The organism is Marinobacter flavimaris, from assembly GCF_045057155.1.
Taxonomy (GTDB): domain Bacteria; phylum Pseudomonadota; class Gammaproteobacteria; order Pseudomonadales; family Oleiphilaceae; genus Marinobacter; species Marinobacter manganoxydans.
The window spans coordinates 3,662,047-3,681,100 of the sequence record NZ_CP171359.1 but is presented as its reverse complement, the minus strand read 5'-3'; the positions used below and the strand labels follow the sequence as shown (position 1 = coordinate 3,681,100).

The 19,054-nt window shown below is 59.7% G+C and carries 14 protein-coding genes; 5 read left to right on the top strand and 9 right to left on the bottom strand.

Going from position 1 to position 19,054, the window contains the following annotated elements:
• Positions 1-30: 30 nt before the first annotated feature.
• The 8 genes from ACGK9W_RS17170 to ACGK9W_RS17135 form a co-directional block, all read right to left on the bottom strand.
• Positions 31-2,274: an NADP-dependent isocitrate dehydrogenase gene (locus ACGK9W_RS17170; protein ID WP_008176775.1), complete on the bottom strand. Its 2,244-nt coding sequence runs from the start codon at positions 2,272-2,274 to the stop codon at positions 31-33.
• A gap of 484 nt (positions 2,275-2,758) precedes the next feature.
• Positions 2,759-4,747, bottom strand: a complete 1,989-nt coding sequence (locus tag ACGK9W_RS17165; RefSeq protein ID WP_008176774.1) for an acetoacetate--CoA ligase — start codon at positions 4,745-4,747, stop codon at positions 2,759-2,761.
• A 16-nt stretch (positions 4,748-4,763) separates the two neighbouring features.
• Complete coding sequence (locus tag ACGK9W_RS17160; RefSeq protein WP_008176771.1) at positions 4,764-5,543, bottom strand: 3-hydroxybutyrate dehydrogenase; 780 nt, start codon at positions 5,541-5,543, stop codon at positions 4,764-4,766.
• A gap of 13 nt (positions 5,544-5,556) precedes the next feature.
• Positions 5,557-6,921 (bottom strand): TRAP transporter large permease subunit, encoded by a 1,365-nt coding sequence (locus tag ACGK9W_RS17155; RefSeq protein ID WP_008176768.1) that lies wholly within the window; start codon positions 6,919-6,921, stop codon positions 5,557-5,559.
• Positions 6,921-7,559: a TRAP transporter small permease subunit gene (locus ACGK9W_RS17150; RefSeq protein WP_405417822.1), complete on the bottom strand. Its 639-nt coding sequence runs from the start codon at positions 7,557-7,559 to the stop codon at positions 6,921-6,923. The genes ACGK9W_RS17155 and ACGK9W_RS17150 overlap by 1 nt, the downstream gene beginning before the upstream one ends.
• A 116-nt stretch (positions 7,560-7,675) precedes the next feature.
• On the bottom strand, positions 7,676-8,728 hold the full coding sequence (locus tag ACGK9W_RS17145; RefSeq protein WP_273084090.1) for a TRAP transporter substrate-binding protein: 1,053 nt from the start codon (positions 8,726-8,728) through the stop codon (positions 7,676-7,678).
• A 323-nt stretch (positions 8,729-9,051) separates the two neighbouring features.
• Complete coding sequence (locus ACGK9W_RS17140; RefSeq protein ID WP_014578922.1) at positions 9,052-10,464, bottom strand: sigma-54-dependent Fis family transcriptional regulator; 1,413 nt, start codon at positions 10,462-10,464, stop codon at positions 9,052-9,054.
• A 142-nt stretch (positions 10,465-10,606) separates the two neighbouring features.
• Entirely contained in the window at positions 10,607-12,712 is a 2,106-nt protein-coding gene (locus tag ACGK9W_RS17135; protein ID WP_405417818.1) for a 3-hydroxybutyrate oligomer hydrolase family protein, read from the bottom strand.
• Between the two features lie 354 nt (positions 12,713-13,066).
• Here ACGK9W_RS17135 and ACGK9W_RS17130 point away from each other — a divergent pair, with 354 nt between their 5' ends.
• Complete coding sequence (locus ACGK9W_RS17130) at positions 13,067-13,978, top strand: alpha/beta hydrolase (RefSeq protein WP_286810616.1); 912 nt, start codon at positions 13,067-13,069, stop codon at positions 13,976-13,978.
• A gap of 11 nt (positions 13,979-13,989) precedes the next feature.
• Here the strand turns inward: ACGK9W_RS17130 and ACGK9W_RS17125 are convergent, their stop codons facing one another.
• Complete coding sequence (locus ACGK9W_RS17125) at positions 13,990-14,352, bottom strand: DUF6164 family protein (protein ID WP_405417814.1); 363 nt, start codon at positions 14,350-14,352, stop codon at positions 13,990-13,992.
• A gap of 97 nt (positions 14,353-14,449) precedes the next feature.
• Here ACGK9W_RS17125 and ACGK9W_RS17120 point away from each other — a divergent pair, with 97 nt between their 5' ends.
• Genes ACGK9W_RS17120 through ACGK9W_RS17105 form a run of 4 tightly spaced genes read left to right on the top strand, consistent with a single transcriptional unit; the run spans position 14,450 to position 18,947 of the window.
• A complete protein-coding gene (locus ACGK9W_RS17120) occupies positions 14,450-15,859 on the top strand; it encodes a DUF2868 domain-containing protein (protein WP_405417811.1) in 1,410 nt (469 codons plus the stop codon).
• Complete coding sequence (locus tag ACGK9W_RS17115) at positions 15,856-17,286, top strand: GTPase/DUF3482 domain-containing protein (protein ID WP_405417808.1); 1,431 nt, start codon at positions 15,856-15,858, stop codon at positions 17,284-17,286. The genes ACGK9W_RS17120 and ACGK9W_RS17115 overlap by 4 nt, the downstream gene beginning before the upstream one ends.
• A gap of 50 nt (positions 17,287-17,336) precedes the next feature.
• Positions 17,337-17,732 (top strand): ectoine synthase, encoded by a 396-nt coding sequence (locus ACGK9W_RS17110; RefSeq protein ID WP_008176749.1) that lies wholly within the window; start codon positions 17,337-17,339, stop codon positions 17,730-17,732.
• A 12-nt stretch (positions 17,733-17,744) separates the two neighbouring features.
• Positions 17,745-18,947, top strand: coding sequence for a CynX/NimT family MFS transporter (locus ACGK9W_RS17105; RefSeq protein ID WP_039882152.1), 1,203 nt, complete (start codon positions 17,745-17,747; stop codon positions 18,945-18,947).
• Positions 18,948-19,054: the final 107 nt, after the last annotated feature.

Genomic DNA, 19,054 nt, shown 5'->3' with positions numbered 1-19,054 from the left:
GGCTGTTGAACCGGATGCTCACAGGCTGACTTACTTCACGGATGCGCGAGCTTCTTCGAGAATCCGGTTCAGCGTGGCGCTCGGCTGCATCACTTCGCAGACCTTCTCCATCGGCGGGTGGTAGTAGCCACCGATATCCGCCGGGTTGCCCTGAACCACCGTCATCTCTTCCAGGATCTTGTCCTTGTTCTCTTCCAGCCGGGCAGACAGCTTGGTGAAGAACTCCTTCAGCTCTTTGTCGCTGTCCTGGTTGGCCAGTTCCTCTGCCCAGTAGCGGGCGAGGTGGAAGTGGGAACCACGGTTGTCGAGCTCGCCGGTTACCCGGGACGGAGACTGGTTGTTTTCCAGCAGACGCTCGGTGGCCTTGTCCAGGGTCTGACCCAGCAGACGCGCGCGCTCGTTGTTCTGCTTCTCGCCCAGCTCGTCCAGGGAGACCGCAGTAGCCAGGAACTCACCCAGGGAGTCCCAGCGCAGGTGGTTTTCCTGGATCAGCTGCTGAACGTGCTTGGGTGCGGAACCGCCGGCACCGGTCTCGTACAGGCCACCGCCGTTGAGCAGCGGAACGATGGACAGCATCTTGGCACTGGTACCCAGCTCGAGGATCGGGAACAGGTCGGTGAGGTAGTCACGCAGTACGTTACCGGTCACGGAGATGGTGTCGAGACCGCGAATCAGGCGCTCCATGGTCCAGCGGATGGCGCGAACCGGGGACATGATGCGGATATCCAGACCTTCAGTGTCGTGATCCTTCAGATAGGTGTTCACTTTCTGGATCAGCTGGGCGTCGTGAGCACGCTCGTCGTCCAGCCAGAACACGGCAGGCATACCGGTGGCACGGGCACGGTTGACCGCCAGCTTGACCCAGTCACGGATCGGCAGGTCTTTGGTCTGGCATGCGCGCCAGATGTCGCCTTTCTCGACGTTGTGCTCGGTCAGCACGGTGCCGTCTTCGGCAACAACGCGAACAACACCGTCTTCCTTGATTTCAAAGGTCTTGTCGTGAGAGCCGTACTCTTCGGCTTTCTGCGCCATCAGACCGACGTTCGGTACGGTCCCCATGGTGGTGGGATCGAAGGCACCGTGGGTCTTACAGAAGTTGATCACTTCCTGGTAGATGGTGGCGTAAGTGGACTCGGGCATAACCGCCTTGGTGTCCTTGAGCTTGTTGTCACGCGCCCACATCTTGCCGGAGTTACGGATCATCGCCGGCATGGAAGCATCAACAATGACGTCGCTTGGAACGTGCAGGTTGGTGATGCCCTTGACGGAATCGACCATGGCGATTTCCGGACGGTGCTCGTAACAGGCGTGCAGGTCTTCCTGGATCTGCTCCTGCTTGGATTCCGGCAGTTGCTTGATCTTCTCGACCACGCTCGACAGACCGTTGTTCGGGTTCACGCCGATCTCGTCGAACAGCTCACCGTACTTGTCGAACAGATCCTTGTAGAAAACCTTCACCGCGTGACCGAACACGATCGGGTGGGAGATTTTCATCATGGTGGCTTTCACGTGCAGGGAGAACATGACACCGGTGTTCTCGCAATCGGCAATGGCGTCCTCGAAGAACTTCACCAGCGCCTTCTTGCTCATGAACATGCCGTCCAGAACTTCGCCTTCCTGCAGCGGCAGGTCGGCCTTCAGAACCGTCTGCTTACCCTGCTTGTTCTCGAACACGATGTTGGCTTTGGTCGCCTTGTCGAGAGTGACAGACTGCTCGCTGGAGTAGAAGTCGCCACCGCGCATGTGGGCCACGTGGGTGCGTGAGGCCGGGCTCCACTCACCCATGGAATGCGGGTATTTGCGGGCAAAAGCCTTTACGGCAGTCGGCGCACGACGGTCGGAGTTGCCTTCACGCAGAACCGGGTTAACGGCACTACCGAGAACCTTGGCATAACGGGACTGGATTTCTTTCTCTTCGTCATTTTCCGGATTTTCTTTGTATTCCGGAACGTTGTAACCCTGCTCGTTCAGCTCCTTGATTGCGGCCCGCAGCTGGGGAATGGACGCTGAGATATTCGGCAGTTTGATGATGTTGGCGTCCGGGTCCTTGGTGTATTCACCCAGTTCGGCCAGGGCATCCGGAACCCGCTGATCTTCCTCCAGATAATCCGGGAAGTTCGCCAGAATACGCGCCGCGAGAGAGATGTCGCTGGTTTCGAATTCAATACCAGCCGGCTTGGCGTAGGTTTCCAGGATGGGAAGAAGCGACCGTGTTGCGAGGGCTGGCGCCTCGTCGGTCAGTGTGTAGACAATCTTGGCTTTGGATGATGTCATTTTCGTCCTCAGGCTAATGGGTGGGTTCAGGACGGTCATGGCGGGGTCAGGCGTCTTTTGAACGTCCGACCTGAGCAATGACTGATTAGGAACTTTTGATAGGGCTACTAAGATACCATTTTTTCGTTAATTTTGGTTACGATCTTAGTATAAGAACGGACTAAAAATGCCTGATCTTCGGTTACAAGACGATGAAATGGCGGGAATTTACGAAACTTTCTAACATCGGACATTCGGGTAGAGCGGCAGAAGAACCCCTTTCCAAAACACGCTCCTAACGGCACATCCCTGTGACGCTTGGGCTCCGCCATCCCTGGCTCCGCACAGTTTTGGAAAGGGGTTCTTCTGCCGCTCACCGGGCCTCTCGGTGTGCCTCCGCGCGGTCAATCAAGGCCATTCTCGGAAGCATTTTTGTCGACAAAATCAAGAGAGTAAGTCGGATTAGCACAGCATAAACCGACAGCCTCCATCAGATTTCAGACCTTCAACTGGGCAACAGCCCAACCTCGGCCAACCGCTCCCGAATGTGATCCAACGCTTCGGGGTTCCCCAAAGCATCCCGATTGTCCGCCTTCTTCGAACCATTGATCAGACGGGCCACTGCCAATTCCACCTTTTTGCCACTGCGGGTGTACGGAATGTCGTTCACCTCCACAATGTGCTTGGGCACGTGCCGTGGGCTGGCGCCTTCGCGGATTCGACTCTTGAGCTGTTTCAGCAGATCGTCGGTGATTTCCTGGCCGTCGGCCGGAACCACCAGCAAAACCACTTCCACGTCGCCGTCGATCTGACGGCCGACAACGAGGCTGTCTTTGACCTCGGCCACGGTTTCGACCTGGCGGTAGATTTCCGCGGTACCGATTCGAACGCCGCCCGGGTTCAGGGTGGCGTCAGAGCGGCCATAGATGATAGCCCCGCCGTGCTCGGTGAACTCGATGAAATCACCGTGGGCCCATACGTCCGGGAAGGTGTTGAAGTAGGCGTCGCGGTAGCGCTCGCCATCCGGATCCTGCCAGAAGCTAACGGGCATGGATGGCAGCGGCTGACGGCAGACCAGCTCGCCGCGACCTTCACTGACCGGCTGGCCATCGTCGCCGTAGGCAACCGCGTCGACGCCCAGGAAACGGCACTGGATTTCACCGCGGCGAACAGGCAGAAGTGGCGTTGAACCCACGAAGCAGCCGCAGATGTCCGTGCCACCGGCAATGGAGCCAAGCAGGGCCTCGGGGGCGCCATCGCTGTAGACCCAGTCATAGTCTTCCGGCAACAGCGGTGAGCCGGTGGAAAACACCACTCGCAAATTGCTCTGATCCAGGGTTTTTGCGGGCTTGAGTTCGCCTTTGCGGCAGCCGGCAATGAACCGGGCGCTGGTTCCGAAGTGGGTGACCTTCTCTTCCGCAACGGTGTCCCACAGGAAGTTCAGGCTCGGGTAACCCGGAGAGCCATCAACGGTGATCACGGCGGCGCCGGTCATCAGGGCGGAGGCCTGCCAGTTCCACATCATCCAGCCACAGGTGGTGAAGTACAGGAACCGGTCTTCGGGACCAACGTCGCCGTGCAGCATCAGCTCCTTGGCATGATTGACCAGCAGGCCAGCATTGCCGTGCACGATGCACTTGGGTTTGCCCGTGGTGCCAGAGGAATACAGGATATACACCGGATGATCCGGAGGCAGAGGCGTAAAGGAAGGAGCCGTTCCTTCGCCAGCAGCGAGGGCGTTTTCCCAGGTAGTCACCAGATCGCCCGAAATCGGAGCCTCGTCTGGCAGTTGCTGGACACTGACAACCGCCTTGAGCGTTGGCAGGCCGGCAATGAGCTCGGCAAAATCCTGCTGGCGCGCAAACACTTTGCCGCCGTAGCCGTAGCCGTTCACGACGATCAGAGCTGAAGGTTCGATCTGGCCAAAGCGGTCAAGAATCGCGCCGATGCCGAAATCCGGTGAAGCGGAACTCCAGATGGCCCCAAGACTTGTAGCGGCCAGCATCCCCACCAGGGCTTCATAGCCGTTGGTAACAACACCGGCTACCCGGTCACCCTGTTTGATGCCTTTACTTCGCAGGAAGGCTTCCAGGGCACCGGCGTCGGCTTTCAGTTCGGCATAGGTGCGACGCAGCACCGGACGGGTTTCACAGTACGCCACCACGGCTTCGCGATCGCGGTGCTCACCATCTGCGAGCCTCAGCAGGTTGGCGGCAAAGTTCAGCTTCATCCCGGGGAACCATTCGGCGCCCGGCATTTCATGCTTGCCCAGTACTCTTTCAGCCGGTGTATCGCAGACAAGACCACAGTAATCCCAGACTTTTTGCCAGAAGGTTTCCAGCTCATCAATGGACCACTGGTGCAGTGCGTGGTAGTCAGCAAACGGGCCGAAGCCCTGCTGCTCCAGCCAGGCCTTGAACTGGCCCATACGGGAATTGGCCAGGGTGTCTTCCGACGGAGACCAGACTACCGGTGATTGTTCTTCATTGCTCATCCATATCTCCTGAATGTTACTGCATATGCCAGCCGTGACTGACTACGATGGACTGGCCAGTCAAAGCCGCAGAGGGGAATGCAGCCAGATGAACCGCCAACTCTGCCACGTCTTCCAGGGTCGTGAATTCGCCGTCCACAGTGTTCTTGAGCATAACTTTACTGATCACTTCCTCTTCGGAAATGCCCAGCTCCTTGGCCTGTTCCGGAATCTGCTTGTCCACCAGAGGCGTGCGCACGAACCCGGGGCAGATGATGTTGCTCCGCACCCCGTGTTCCGCACCCTCTTTCGCCACCGCCCGGCACAGCCCCAGCATGCCATGCTTGGCCGCCACGTATGGGGCTTTCAGGGGCGAGGCTTCCTGGGAATGCACCGACCCCATGTAGAGCATGGTGCCCCCGCCACTCTCGTACATGTGCTTGAGTGCCGCGCGGGTCACCAGGAATGCGCCATCGAGATGCACATTCATGACTTTGCGCCAATCGGAGTAGGCCAGCTTGTGCACCGGGTCGATGTGCTGGATGCCGGCGTTCGCGATGGCGATATCCAGACCACCCCACTGTTTAACCACAGAATTGACGTTTACGTTAACTGCATCTTCGTCAGTGACATCCATTTCAAGGGCGATGGCAGTGCCGCCGGCCTGCTCGATGGCATCTACGGTGTCCTGGGCCGCCTCGAGTGTCAGGTCAGCCACAGCGACCTTGGCGCCTTCGCGGCCGTAGGCCTCGGCAATGGCCCGGCCGATGCCGCGACCGGCACCGGTAATCAAAGCAATCCGGTTTTCCAGACGCATGGTTATTTTCTCCTTAGTCGTAAGCCACGCTGGGCAGCCAGGTCGCGATTTCCGGTACCACGAACACAATAGCCAGCGCTGCCAGCTGAATAATGATGAACGGTATAACGCCACGGTAGATGTCGGTAACGGCGATCTCTGGCGGCGCCACACCCTTGATGTAGAACAGCGCAAATCCGACCGGCGGCGTCAGGAAAGAAGTCTGCAGGCACATGGCAAACAGGATGGTGAACCAGACCAGATCAAAGCCGAGGCTTTGCACAACCGGGGCAACCAGCGGCAGGATGATCAGTGTGATTTCCACCCAGTCCAGGAAGAAGCCGAGCAGGAATACGCCGAACAGAATGGTCAGAACCACACCATAAGGGCCGAACGGCAGACCCAACAGGGCGTCCTCGATCACCTGGTCGCCGCCCAGACCCCGCAGGACCACGGAGAACGCGGTGGCACCCAGGAAGATGGCAAAGATGAACGCCGCCGTGCGCGTCGTCTGCTGCATGGAAGAGTTCAGCACGTTCAGGTTCAGTCGGCCAGACATCAGTGCCAGCAGGAGAGCACCCAGGGCGCCCACACCGGAAGCCTCCGTTGGAGTCGCTATGCCGGCAAAGATGGAACCCAGTACGCCCAGGATCAACGCGGCGGTTGGCACTACTGCCTTTGCCACTTCCCAGACGATGGCCCAGCTCACTTTTTCGGTACCTTCCGGCACCGGCGCAATGTTCGGCTGCAGCATCGGACGGATAATCGCGTAGGCCACGTACATGGCACCCAGCATAAGGCCGGGGAAGAAGGCGCCCATGAACAGGTCACCGACTGACGCCTCGGGAACCGCCAGGCGGTCGGCCATCAGAACCAGCATAATGGAGGGCGGAATCAGAATACCCAGGGTTCCGGTGGCACACGCCGTACCCACCGCAAAGCCCTTGTCGTACTTGTTCTCCATCATTACCGGCAGGGACAACATGCCGAGGAGCACTACGGACGCCCCGATGATACCGGTGGTCGCGGCCAACAGAACGCCGATAACGATGACGGTCACCGCATAGCCGCCGCGAACGGCGCCAAACAGTTTGACCATGCTGTTCATCAGTCGCTCGGCTACGCCGGACTGGTCAAGCATGATGCCCATGAATATAAACATGGGCAGTGCCACAAGGGTTTCGCTACTGACCACCTTCCAGATTCGCTCGGGCACAAGCCCCATGGAAGATTGATAATCGAACCACAGATTGGCTCCAAAATTCTCAACGGCGACGACACCAACAACGGTCCAGATAACCGCGGTGCCGCCCAGTACCCAAGCAACCGGATAGCCGGTCATCAGCAGCGCCCCGAAGGTGAGGAACATGCCGATTACAAATAGGGTTTCAAGCTCCATCAGGACGCATCCTCTTTCTTGGTCTCACCGGACTCGACCCGGATTGGCTTCGGAAAGCCGAAAAGCAGGGCAGTGACTTTCAGCAGACGGGACAGGGCAGCAATAATCAGCAGCACAAAGGACAGTGCCAGAACGCCCTTGAGGATCCAGCGGTAGGGAAGCCCGGCAGGTGCCTGACTGGTCTCACCCTGCTCCCAGGAACTGACTGCGTACGGGATCATTTCGTAAACCGCCAGCACGAGAAACGGCAACAACAGGAATACCAGGCCAAACAGTTCAATCCAGGCCTGACCTTTCAGTGACAGGCGCTCATGGATCACGTCGACCCTGACATGATCGTCGGTAACCAGGGTATAGCCCAACCCCAGCAACCAGCCCGCACCGGCCAGATGCCACTGGACTTCTTCCAGAGTGACCGACCCCATGCCAAAGGCATAGCGACCCACTACCGCATAGATGATCACGCCGGTGACCACAATCCAAAGCCAGGACGCACTCTTGCCTATCGCAGAAATCACAGCGTCCAAAACCTGGCTTAGCCAGGTGGTCGGAAACACTGTGTGATGATGAATAAATTGACCGGCGTCCGACGCCGATGCGTGCACATCGGGCGGTGAGCCTTTATCAGACACTGCCATACAACAGTTCCTCGTTCAGAAAGCCTGTCGTTAAACAAGGATGGCCCCGCAGGGCCATCCAGACTATATCAGTGGGCACCGGAATTGCGTCCGGTGCCCAGGGTCAGCCCCGAACCTTAGAGGTCCGCCGGAACATAGGCGCGGGTATCCCAGATCTTGTAGGATTCCATGAACTCCTGCTGGCTTTCATAGACACGCTTGAAGTCGGCATCCTTGGACGCTTCTTCTTCCAGCACTTCCTGGGTTACTTCCCTCAGCTTGAGCAGAACTTCGCGGGGGATCTGGTCGGCCTGAACGCCCTTGTCCTGGAACTCGGCCAGAACCTTGCCGTTCTTGTACTCGCCCTCGGCCAGACCACGAGTGGTTGCCGCGGTGCAGGAAGCCTCAACCAGCGCCTTCTGGGCTTCGGTGGCTCGTGCCCACTCGTCCTTGTTGATCAGCATGTACTGGGCTGTAAACTGCTGGTGCCAGCCCGGGAACAGGTTGTACTTGACCACCTGGTTGAAGCCAAGGATCTGATCGATGGCGGGCATGGAGAATTCGGTGGCATCAATGGTGCCCTTCTCCAGTGCCTGGTAGAGCTCGCCGCCCGGCATCATGGTGACAGAGGCGCCCAGTTTCTCGAGAACCTTACCACCGAGACCGGCGAAGCGGATCTTCAGGCCTTTGTAGTCTTCCAGTGTTTCGATGGGCTCGGAATACCAGCCGGCTGTCTCGGGCCCAATGATACCGCACAGCTGAGCGTGAACGTTGAAGCCCTTGTTGGCATAGGTTTCCTGCAGCATTTCATGACCGCCACCGTAGTAGTACCAGCCGATATAGGCAGGCGGCTTCATGCCGAAGGGAACAGCGGCGAACAGGGGAATTGCAGGCACTTTGCCCTGGTCATAGCCGATCCAGGTGTAACCAGCGGATACCTTGCCGTCTGAGACGGACTGCAGGATGTCGAACGGCGGAACCAGCTTGCCGGGCTCATAGACACGGACCTGGATGCTGCCATCGGAGGCGGTGGTGAGGTTATCTGCAACCCAGGCGGCGGGAGAACCGAGGCCCGGAAGGTTGGTGGCGAAGGCAACGGGCATTTTCCAGCGCAGATCTTCTGCAAACGCAGAGCCCGTGGTAAGAGCGATCGCACCGGCCACACCGGTGAGAGCCTTGAGAAGTTTCATTGGCAAGTCTCCTAACATTGTTATTGTACCTGGCCTGGCGCGGATAGCCGGGGCCTGATCTGAGTATAGTCAGAGAATGCAGGAACAGACGGACAAGGTAAGTCGTGGGGTCCAACAGTTAGCGTCAGTCTTGTTCGCTGCATTGTTCTGACGTCCTGCGCCTCGGATATAGCAGACACTATGCCATCTTAATTTTATTGATATAATTCAGTTAGTTATAAATTAAGGCCGGGGCCGGCACGGAGAAAAGTGTCCGGAATTTAGGACATCATTAGACGTCAGTCGTAAGGGATTGTACGGATGGGCAGACAGTCGTCCGGATTTCAGGACAACTTGGCCAGTTTCTCGTACAGAACAGATCGGGATATACCCAACAGCTTGGCAGCCCGGGTACGGTTGCCACGGCTTGCCACCAGAGCTTCTTCGATGGCCTGGGCCTCTGCCTCGGCGAGTGTCTGGGACAACGGCCTCACCGGTTGCGGCGCCAGAGAAGACACCGGACGTGTCCCGGCTCGGGGCAACACCTTGAAAATCGCGTCGGCATCGAGCAAGCCGCCTTCCTCGCCCATGGTCATTGCCCGCTCAAGAACGTTGCGCAACTCGCGGATATTGCCCGGCCAGTCATAACTGCCCAGCGCCGAGACGCCAGCATCCGTAATCTCACCACGCAACTCCAGACCCTCGCAGATCTCTTCAAGAAGCGCTTCGCAGAGCACACCGAGATCCGCCAGCCGATCCCTCAAGGGTGGAATGGGGATTTCCAGGACATTAAGGCGGTAATAAAGATCGGAGCGGAAAGTTCCTTCGGAGATCATGACCTCAAGATTTCTGCTGGTGGCAGCAATAACCCGAACATCCACCGAAACCACCTTGTTGGAGCCCAGCGGTTCAATCTCTCCCTCTTGCAGGGCCCGCAACAGCTTGGCCTGCAGCGGCAACGGCATGTCACCCACCTCGTCGAGAAACAGGGTGCCACCGTTGGCCAGTTGAAACTTGCCTTCCCGGGTGCGGCGATCGGCACCGGTGTAGGCGCCGGGTGCGACGCCAAAGAACTCGGCCTCAAGGAGGTTGTCCGGAATGGCGGCCACGTTCACTCCCACGAACGGTTTCTCCGCACGTCCCGAGACCGTATGAATCGCCTGGGCGAGTACTTCCTTGCCGGTGCCCGTTTCTCCCAGCAGTAGAACCGGCATATCGCGACCGGCCGCCAAGCGCGCGCGACGCTTGACCTCCAGCGCTGCCGGGCTGGCACCAACGAAATCACCGAGGCTGTAGCGAGTACCTCGTGCCTTTTTCGCCAACGCCTTGCGTGCGGCCGCCAGATCCTGGTGGAGCCGACGGTATTTCGACACCAGTGGCGTCAGGGGCTGAAGGTCGTCGTAAAGTACAAAGGCCACGGCACCGACGATTTTTCCGTTGTCGTCGTAGTACGGCAGGCGCGTTACCACCAACTGTTGCTGGTTGTGCTCCATGATGTCCAGCAGCAGGGGTTTACCGGTTTCGACCACTTCGGGCATTCGGGTGTGAGGGATCAGCTGGCGCACCGGTTTGCCGATGATGGTAGACGGATCGCCCAGGCCAAGAAGATGGGAGTAGCTGCTGTTAATCCAGGTAATCCGTGCATCGCAGTCCACGGCGATGGCACCGGCGCTGGCTTCCTCGAACATGGGAAACAGGGCTTCGATCAGGTCTCTGGTCAGGCCACTTTTATTGTTGTCAGAAAACAGCTGTGTCATGTACCGCGCACCAACGGGTCGAATGTCATTCATCTGGATAACCCTCGCACCCGACAGGCCGGGTGCAGTGACGGAAGTATATGGGGCCCCCGGACCGGGGGCAAACGAAGCCGGCCCCGCAACGGGCCGGCGCGTGTCACACTTATTCCGGGATCCGGACCTGGTTGTCAGTAAAGACAATCCGGTCGCCGGCATCCGGCGCGGGATTGATCGCCGGCAGGTTGACCTCCGCCAGCGGTGTTGTGATAGCGCCCCGTGGCACCGTCCGGACTACCTGGCTTGGCGGCAACGCCTGCTTTTCAGTCAGATTCGCCCAGACCAGGTCCAGCGCCTGGAAATAATAGTGGTGCAACGGCACATACCGGTCAGCAACGCCCGGGAACCCATTAAGTACGTCCAGGTGATGCGCGTTCAGGATTTCGTAGTACCGCAGGTTGCTTTTCTTTCCTTCCACTCGCTGGTTCAGGCCAAAATAAGGCCGGGAGGTGTGGTTGATGGGTAGAATCGCATCGGCACGGCCGGTCACGAAAATCGTCGGCTTGCCCTGCAGATCACCCGAGGCACGGACTTCGGCGATACCCTCGGCAATAGCCGTTGCCAGCTCGGCGTCAGAGCCCTGCAGATCAGCTCCGCTGACGGCGTCGTTGCCCTGGGCAAGGCTACGAAGGCACAACAGTGCATCCAGGCCATAGTCCAATTGGTTGGTACTTGGTGAAGCACTGGCCGGCAGATTGGTGGGCTGACCATCGGCACCATCGTAGACGATGTTTACCCCGGCCGACGGCGGAATGCCATTGCTGATAGAGAACAGAGCGGCCTCTACCCCCGGCGCTATCGGAGCCACTGCCCCGGCGCCATCCACTGCCGCCAGGCTGAGATCACAGACACGATCCTCGACACCGGCGCGACCATAAGCATTGGCATAAGTCATGGAAATACTCTGGGCTACGGCGAGCCCGAAGTGCACCGGCGCCAGCAGATTCTGCTCCGGCTGAATACCAAAGTCCTCGTTCAGGATGCGCAGCGCGTCTGTGGCTCGGTCATCCAGCGTGGCACCACTTACCAGCCCCTTGTTGGCAAGGGAGTTACAGATATTCTCGCCGATTGCAGGGGGATTGAAGGTGGCGTTCAATGGCGCATCGTCCCGGATCGCCGGCGCCTGGTTGGCACAACCCTGATAGACCGCAAGTGCCGTGGTGTAATCCAGCAGGCTGCGGCTGTGCTCGGTAATCTCCGGGCCCTCGCCCTGGCGTATGGTGAAGCTTCGGTCCACCTGCGGGTTCACGTTGGGCTCGGACACCGCCACGCCATCGATAAGGCCCTTCGTATCCTGCTCGGCTGCACGGACGGAAGAACCACCACCGTTGGAGACACTGGAGGCAATGACCACGGTGTTTTTGGGTTTGATGGTCAGAAGCGTTTGGCCGTTGCCCAGCTCACGGCCAAACTTCTCGTTCAGCACGTAAAACCCGAATTCGATGGACTGCAGCACATGCTGGCCCCAGTCGGCTTCCGGATTGGCTCTGGAGTGAGCGTGCTTCCAGGCAAACCGATCCGGCCAGGCGCTGTCGAAATCCGCTCGCTGCCCATCGGTCAGGTCGGCCCGGAACTGCACTGGTTCGACATCGGAGGTGAGCGTGCCATCAATCCGCTGGGCGGTGTTTGTAGCCAGGTTATGGGAACCGGTCCCTGTGCCCTTGTCGGTGTATACGACAGCACACCCTTTTTTCAGGCCCCACTCGCCAGCCGTACCGATAGCACCGTAGATGCCCCGGGAGCCGGAGGACGGCGCCGTGACCATGCAGGGTCGATCCCGGTCAAAGCTATCGGGCACCTGGGCCATCACCGTAACCGGCACGTCGGTTCCGGGCACAGACATGTAGGCAATGAATTCTTCACCCGCAATCAGGCCTTCACCGCTGGCGTTAACCTGCGGACCAAAGAAGGTCCCATAACCGCCTCCGGGGGCGGTATCCACCAGTGCGCGATAGTTGTTATAGATCGCCAACCGTCGAAGTTCTGCAGCGGTAGGGTTCAAAGGGTCTGCGAATGCAGGCCCGGGCGCACTGGCCAGACCGCTGGCACCCAGGCCCGCAGTAAGCAGGTCATCGGTAATACCGTCGTAGCTGGTCTGACTGATATCGCCCTGAATGAAATCGGGGATTTCGTTGAACGGTGGATTATCCTTGCAGGCTGAGAGGGTCAACCCCGTGGCGCCGATCAGGGCGCAGAGCATTATTCGTTTCATGATCGTTCCTTGTTTGTTGTTGTAAACGAACAGACCAGGCCGCAAGCCGGGCCCCGGGAACGCCATGCGCATCCTGTGCCAATTGGCTATGTCTATGATTTATAAAAATTAAATTTACCTCTTACTTGAGCCTTAGAGAATAATTCCGGATTTCCGGACAGCCCCGGGGCCGGCAATCATCGAAAAACACGCCTATTGCGAGCCTTGCAGAGATTGTCCTTGAAACCGGACACTGTACTGAATGTCGGACAATGGAGTCTGGATAAGGCAACCCGCCCCGTACCGGCATCCATCAATATCAGTCTGTCGTAAATTTGGTGTGAAACCTCAATTCGCCTGAAAAAGGAGAGCCCAGTGCCCGGTTATCGAATAGGGGGCAGACGGGGTGGGTTGGTCGGCGTGATTGGCAGCCTGCTGTTGCTGGCCGGATGCGCGACCCACCACAATGGACCAGAGAACGCGGCCTTGCCGGGAGAACAATCCTTTCAGGTAGAGCGCAATGTACAGTTCTCCCCCGATAACTGGCCACAACGACTGTTCGCCGACCTTTACCTGCCCGAAAACGGGGCCTCAGGGCATCGCCATCCGGTGGTCCTGATGGTTCACGGGGGTGGCTGGCAACGACGGTCCCGTGAAGACATGGCCTGGATCGCGGAAGAAGTGGCCAGCCGCGGTTTCGCGGTGCTGAACATCGACTACCGGTTTGCACCGGAATACACCTTCCCGGCGCAGCTGCATGATCTCCAGCTCGCCCGCCAGTGGTTGAACGAGCATGCCGACAAATACCGCCTCGACCGCAAGCAAGTCAGTGGTTTCGGGTTTTCATCCGGCGCCCATCTGATTGCCCTGCTGGCCCTGGTGGCAAGCTCCGACAGCGAGCTGAACCAGCCCTACGGCGGGCCGGAGTCCCAGCTGCACGCTGTTGTCGCCGGCGGCTTGCCGTCTGACCTCATGGCGTTCGGTTCGGGCAAGTTGATCCGGCAGTTCCTCGGTGGCGAGCAGCAGGCGATGCCGGACACCTATCGCAGTGCCTCACCGATCAGTCACGTGACGGCCAACGCACCGCCCTTCTTCCTGTTTCACGGCGCCGTGGACATGCTTGTGCCCTTCAGCCAGGCCGAACGTTTCCGGGACGCACTCGCAAGTCATCAGGTATACAGCGAACTCTATGAAATGCATCTGCGAGGACATGTCACCAGCTTTCTCACAGCCGGCGATGCGGTTGACGAGGCAATCGCATTCCTCGACCGAAAGAAAAGCAACTGATTGCCGGGTCGCTATCCGATCCGGATGAACGGCAGCAGGCTCAGGCCCATGATCACCAGAATGGCAATGCAGGCCGCCAGTGTCCGTATTGGCCTCTGCCTGAGCATGAACCAGAAACCGCCGGATTCACCGCGGGCCAGGTGCTCTTCGTAGGCCCGCCGCTGGGTTTCATAACGTTGCCGCTGATACCCATCCAACAGCGCCCGGGCCCGGGCTGCCTCATCGTCATCGTGAACCCAGAAACCACCCATACTGATGCCCCAGCGGCTGGGCGGCGTTTCGTAATAGGCCACCTCATGGGCATCAAACAGGGCCCGGATTTCCTCGGCCTCGTCATCGGGTACATGGCGCAGGTTCATCAGATGGTGGGGCATGGACTCTCGTTGTCTGGTATCAGGTGCGGGTATCCCTATATCCTAGCACTAAAGCCCGACGGGGCCCGACAGCCCGAATTCGACACCGGAACCCTGAATGACCGACAACCCCCTCCGATTGCTGCTGGAGTTTGACAGCCAGGCGCAACGGGACAGATCACAGCCGCCTACCTTCCTGCATCGACGCGACCGCAAGTTCGCTCTCGTCTGTGAAGAGCAGGGCGAGGCCCCGGACGCGGCCCGCTGGCTCGCCCACCTGAACCGCCTCAGCGGTCCCCGGGCAACCCCGACATCCGCGGACCGGACACTGGCATCGTGGCGCCGGATCAACGGTGGTTTTGCAGTGTCAGGCGCGGTCGCGGGCACGCTGGCGATGGCCGGGCTGCTGTTCTATGACGGCGGCCAGCGCATCAACATCACGGTTTTCCTGGCGTTCGTGTTGCTGCACCTGATATTCGCCCTGTTCACCACCGTGCAAGCCATGGCCGGATGGCAGCCCTGGCGCTGGTTGGCGCATCGATTGGGGGTCAACCCGGGAGATGGCGCCTTCACCAGGCTTCAGCCTGCCCTGATGGCCAGAGCGGCTCACCTGGGCGGCATTGCGTTCGCCATCGCAGGGCTGTTTACCCTGCTGGCCATGGTCGTCTTGCAGGACCTCGCCTTCGGCTGGAGCACCACGCTGGACACTGCCGCCACCAGCTATCACGGATTGGTTAAGGCCATTGCGACGCCCTGGGCCTGGCTCTGGCCTGCCGCGGCCCCGGATCTTGCGCTGGTCGAGGCGACGCGTTTTTTCCGGGCCGGTAACCCAACGGCAAGTACTGACCCGGCCCTCTGGGGTCTGTGGTGGCCGTTTGTGGCCATGATGTGGGCAACCTGGGTTCTTCTGCCAAGGATAATTCTCTGGGCGTGTGCGTCCGTGCAGGCCCGGCAAAAAGCTCGGCGCCTGCTCACCAGCCATCCAGCCATGCACGCCCTGCTGTATCGCATGGAAACACCCGCCCTGGACACTGGCAACAGCCATCATGACGCCGACGATCTGCCGGACACCGATACTCGAGGCAACCTGCTATCACTGCCAGACAGCGACATTCTGTTGTGTTGGGCCGGCGCCGGTGAACCGGAATTGCCAGAGTCGCTTCGGTCAGGCAAGCAACTCGTGCTCAGGGCCGGCGGCAGCGCCCGCCTTTCGGACGATGATCAGGCTCTGCACCGGATCGCCGAGCATCTGAAACACAACGCCAAGGCAGTCATCCTGCTGGTTCGCTGCTGGCAACCCCCGACCGGCGAGCTTCAGGACTTCCTCGCGGCCGCCCGGGACCTCTGGCCCGACAACGCCAGGGTCGCGCTGGTGCCACTGGCCACGGACAGCAATCAGCAACCCGATGCTCACCAGATCCAGCCCTGGCTGCGATTTGCCGAAAGAGTGGGCAGCGAGTTCGTCCGGGTGTCTCTGCCCCCGCTCCAGATGCGGGACCCCTACACAGCCATAGGGGACGGGTCATGACTCGGATACCCACGTTTGCGGTCGTCGGACACCCGAACAAGGGTAAATCCAGCGTGGTGGCGACCCTGTCCCAGAACGATGCCATTGCCATTGCCCTGGAACCCGGCACCACACGCAGGCATCAGGCTTACCCGCTGAAGGTGGACGGCCAGACCCTCTACACTCTGGTCGACACGCCCGGATTCCAGCGGCCGAGACGGGTAATGGAGTGGCTGGAAGCTCACAGTGTCTCCGTCTCTGATCACGCAGACACCGTCAAAGCCTTTGTGGCACAGCATGAGGGGGACGGCCGATTCACCGATGAATGTGAGCTTCTCAGACCGCTGATTGAAGGCGCCGGGATCATCTACGTGGTGGACGGCTCGGTGCCCTACAGCGCAGAGCACGAGGCAGAAATGACCATCCTGCGCTGGACCGGCCGCCCGAGCCTGGCCCTGATCAACAGCATCGGTGCCGACGACTACAGTGATACCTGGCAGGCCGCGCTGGGCCAGTTCTTTCAGGTTGTCCGCCGTTTCGACGCTGTTCGCGCCCCATTCGAGCAACATCTGGGCCTTTTACGGGCTTTCGGACAACTGGAGCCGGACTGGGAAACACCACTGGAACAGGCCACTCACTACCTGTCCGCCCAGCGGCAGCAGCGCCGCCATCAGGCCGCAGTACTGATCGCCAGGACACTTGAGAGCATGATGTCCTACCAGGAAAAACGGACGCTTACCGCCGGCCAGGCTGCAGAAACCAGTGACGGCTCCCTGGCCGAACAGCTGCGGGAACGTTGGTATCGTCACCAGCGCAAGCGGGAACAGACCCTGCGCGTGGATATCGAACATCTTTATCAGCACCAGCGCATCCGTCGCCAGGAAGCCGAACTGGAGTGGCACAGCGAACACGACCTGTTCTCGGAAGACAGCCGCAAAGCCTGGGCGGTCAGCAAGCGCTACCTGGCCACCGCCGGCTTCGGCGCGGGCGCCGTCAGTGGCGCCGGAATCGACGCGCTGACCTTCGGCTCCTCCCTTGGAACCGGTGCTCTGGTGGGCGGTTTGATCGGTGCTGCCGGCAGCTATTTCTACGGCGATCGGCTGGCCTTGCCGGCGCTGAGTATCGGCGTGCTCAGGGACGGATTGAAAACAGCCACCTTCGGTCCTGTACAGGACAGCCAGTTCGGCTATGTTGTATTGGGAAGGGCCGTGGATCACTGGTGGCATATCTCCCATCGGAATCACGCTGGTCGCGACCTGCTGGACCTTGAGCCAGCAGACCATCACTGGCTCGAGCGACTTGAAAAATCGAGCCGACAGGAAATTCAGAAAGCCTTCGACAAGTGCCGGAAACGGCGCCCCCTGGATGAACGGCAGCGGGAAAGATTCGCCACCTCGCTCGAACAGGCCATGGCCGTTTACGACGATTGGCGGTTGAACCGCACCTGAAAGGGATGTTTATACTAAAAGGCTATTCCATCACACAATGAGGAATGCTCATGAAAATCGTACGAGTGCAAGACATTATCGGTACCGAGCGGGAAGTCACCGGACCAGGGTGGACAAGCCGCCGCATGCTGCTCAAGAAAGACGGCATGGGCTTTTCCTTCCACGAGACCATCATCCCTGCCGGGGCCGAGTTGAACCTCTGGTACAAGCATCACCTGGAAGCCGTCTATTGCGTTGCCGGCAACGGCAAGATCCTGGACAAGGCCACCGGTGAAACCCACGAGATCACTGACGGAACCCTGTACGCACTCGACAAGCATGACCAGCACACCCTGTACGGTGGCACCGAGGACATGCGACTGATCTGTGCCTTCAATCCACCGGTTACCGGCCGTGAAGTCCACGACGAAGACGGAGCCTACCTGCCGGACACCAGCGAAGACTGAATCGTCTTGCCCGTGGCTGAACACCAGGCCGCGACCACACCGCCACCGCCAGCGAAGCTGCTGCCGGTGGCGGTGTTGCTTTGGCTGGCCGGCGTTTACCTGCGGATACCGGTACTGGTCGCGCCGCCCCTGGCGCCTTTCATCAGCAACGAACTGGCACTCACCCAGGCACTCACCGGCGCCCTGACCACCCTGCCCATCCTGATGCTGGCCATCGGCTCCATGCCCGGCTCACTGGCCATTGCCCGGATTGGCCCCCGCAATACCCTGGCTCTGGCCATGGTGATTATGGTGATCGGCTCCGCCGGGCGCGGCCTGATGCCCGACACCCTGACCCTGATGATTGCCAGTGCCGTCATGGGCATCGGCGTCTCCATGATGCAACCATCACTGCCGGCACTACTGCCCCGGTGGCTGGAACCCCACCACCTCGCGTTAGGCTCGGCGATCTACATGAACGGCATGCTGATGGGTGAGTTCATCGGTGCCGGCATCACGCTGCCTGTGCTCATGCCCCTGCTAGACAACAGCTGGCGCGCCACCCTGGTGGCCTGGTCACTCCCGGCGCTGCTGGTTGCCGCAGCCCTGTTCCTGCCCAAACGGGACCGGGCTAAACCGGTGCGAAAAGTAGCCTGGCTACCGGACTGGCATAACCCCTTGACCCTGAGAATCGGTCTACTGCTCGGCCTCTCCGGCTCGCTGTTTTTTGGCCTCAACGCGTACATGGGCAACCTGCTGCAGCATCAGGGCCAGTTCGACAAACTGCCGGATGCCCTGTTCTGGTACAACCTTGCCCAGGTCTTCGCCTCCCTGATCATGCTGAAAATGGCGCGCTACTGGGTCGGGCGTCGTGGCGTCATCGCCACCCTGGCCAGCATCAGCCTGCTCGGCGCCATTGGCGCGGTCATGCTTACCGGCTGGTGGTCCATCGTCAGCGCCACTCTCATGAGCCTGGTCGCCGGCATGCTCCTGATCCTGCTCGTAGCGATACCCCCGCTGGTGGTCTCCGCCGCCGAAACTGGCCGCCTCTCCGCCGGCACCTTTCTGGTCGGTTACACCGTCGCTTTTTGCGTGCCCATGCTTGGCGGTGTCGTCGCCGACTGGACCGGCGATGCCCGCCACGCCCTGATGCTGATGATCACCTACGGCCTGCTGGTCTTGCCCCTGGCCTTTACCCTGAACCTGGAACGAAAAAAGGACCAGCCCGGAAGCTGATCCTTCTCTGAATACCAATTTTCCCTTCGCGGACTCCCCGTATCCAGCCGGAACGGCCGTGGGGCGGGGGTGTCCTTTCCGCCGGGAAAAAATGTCTGAGCAAAGCG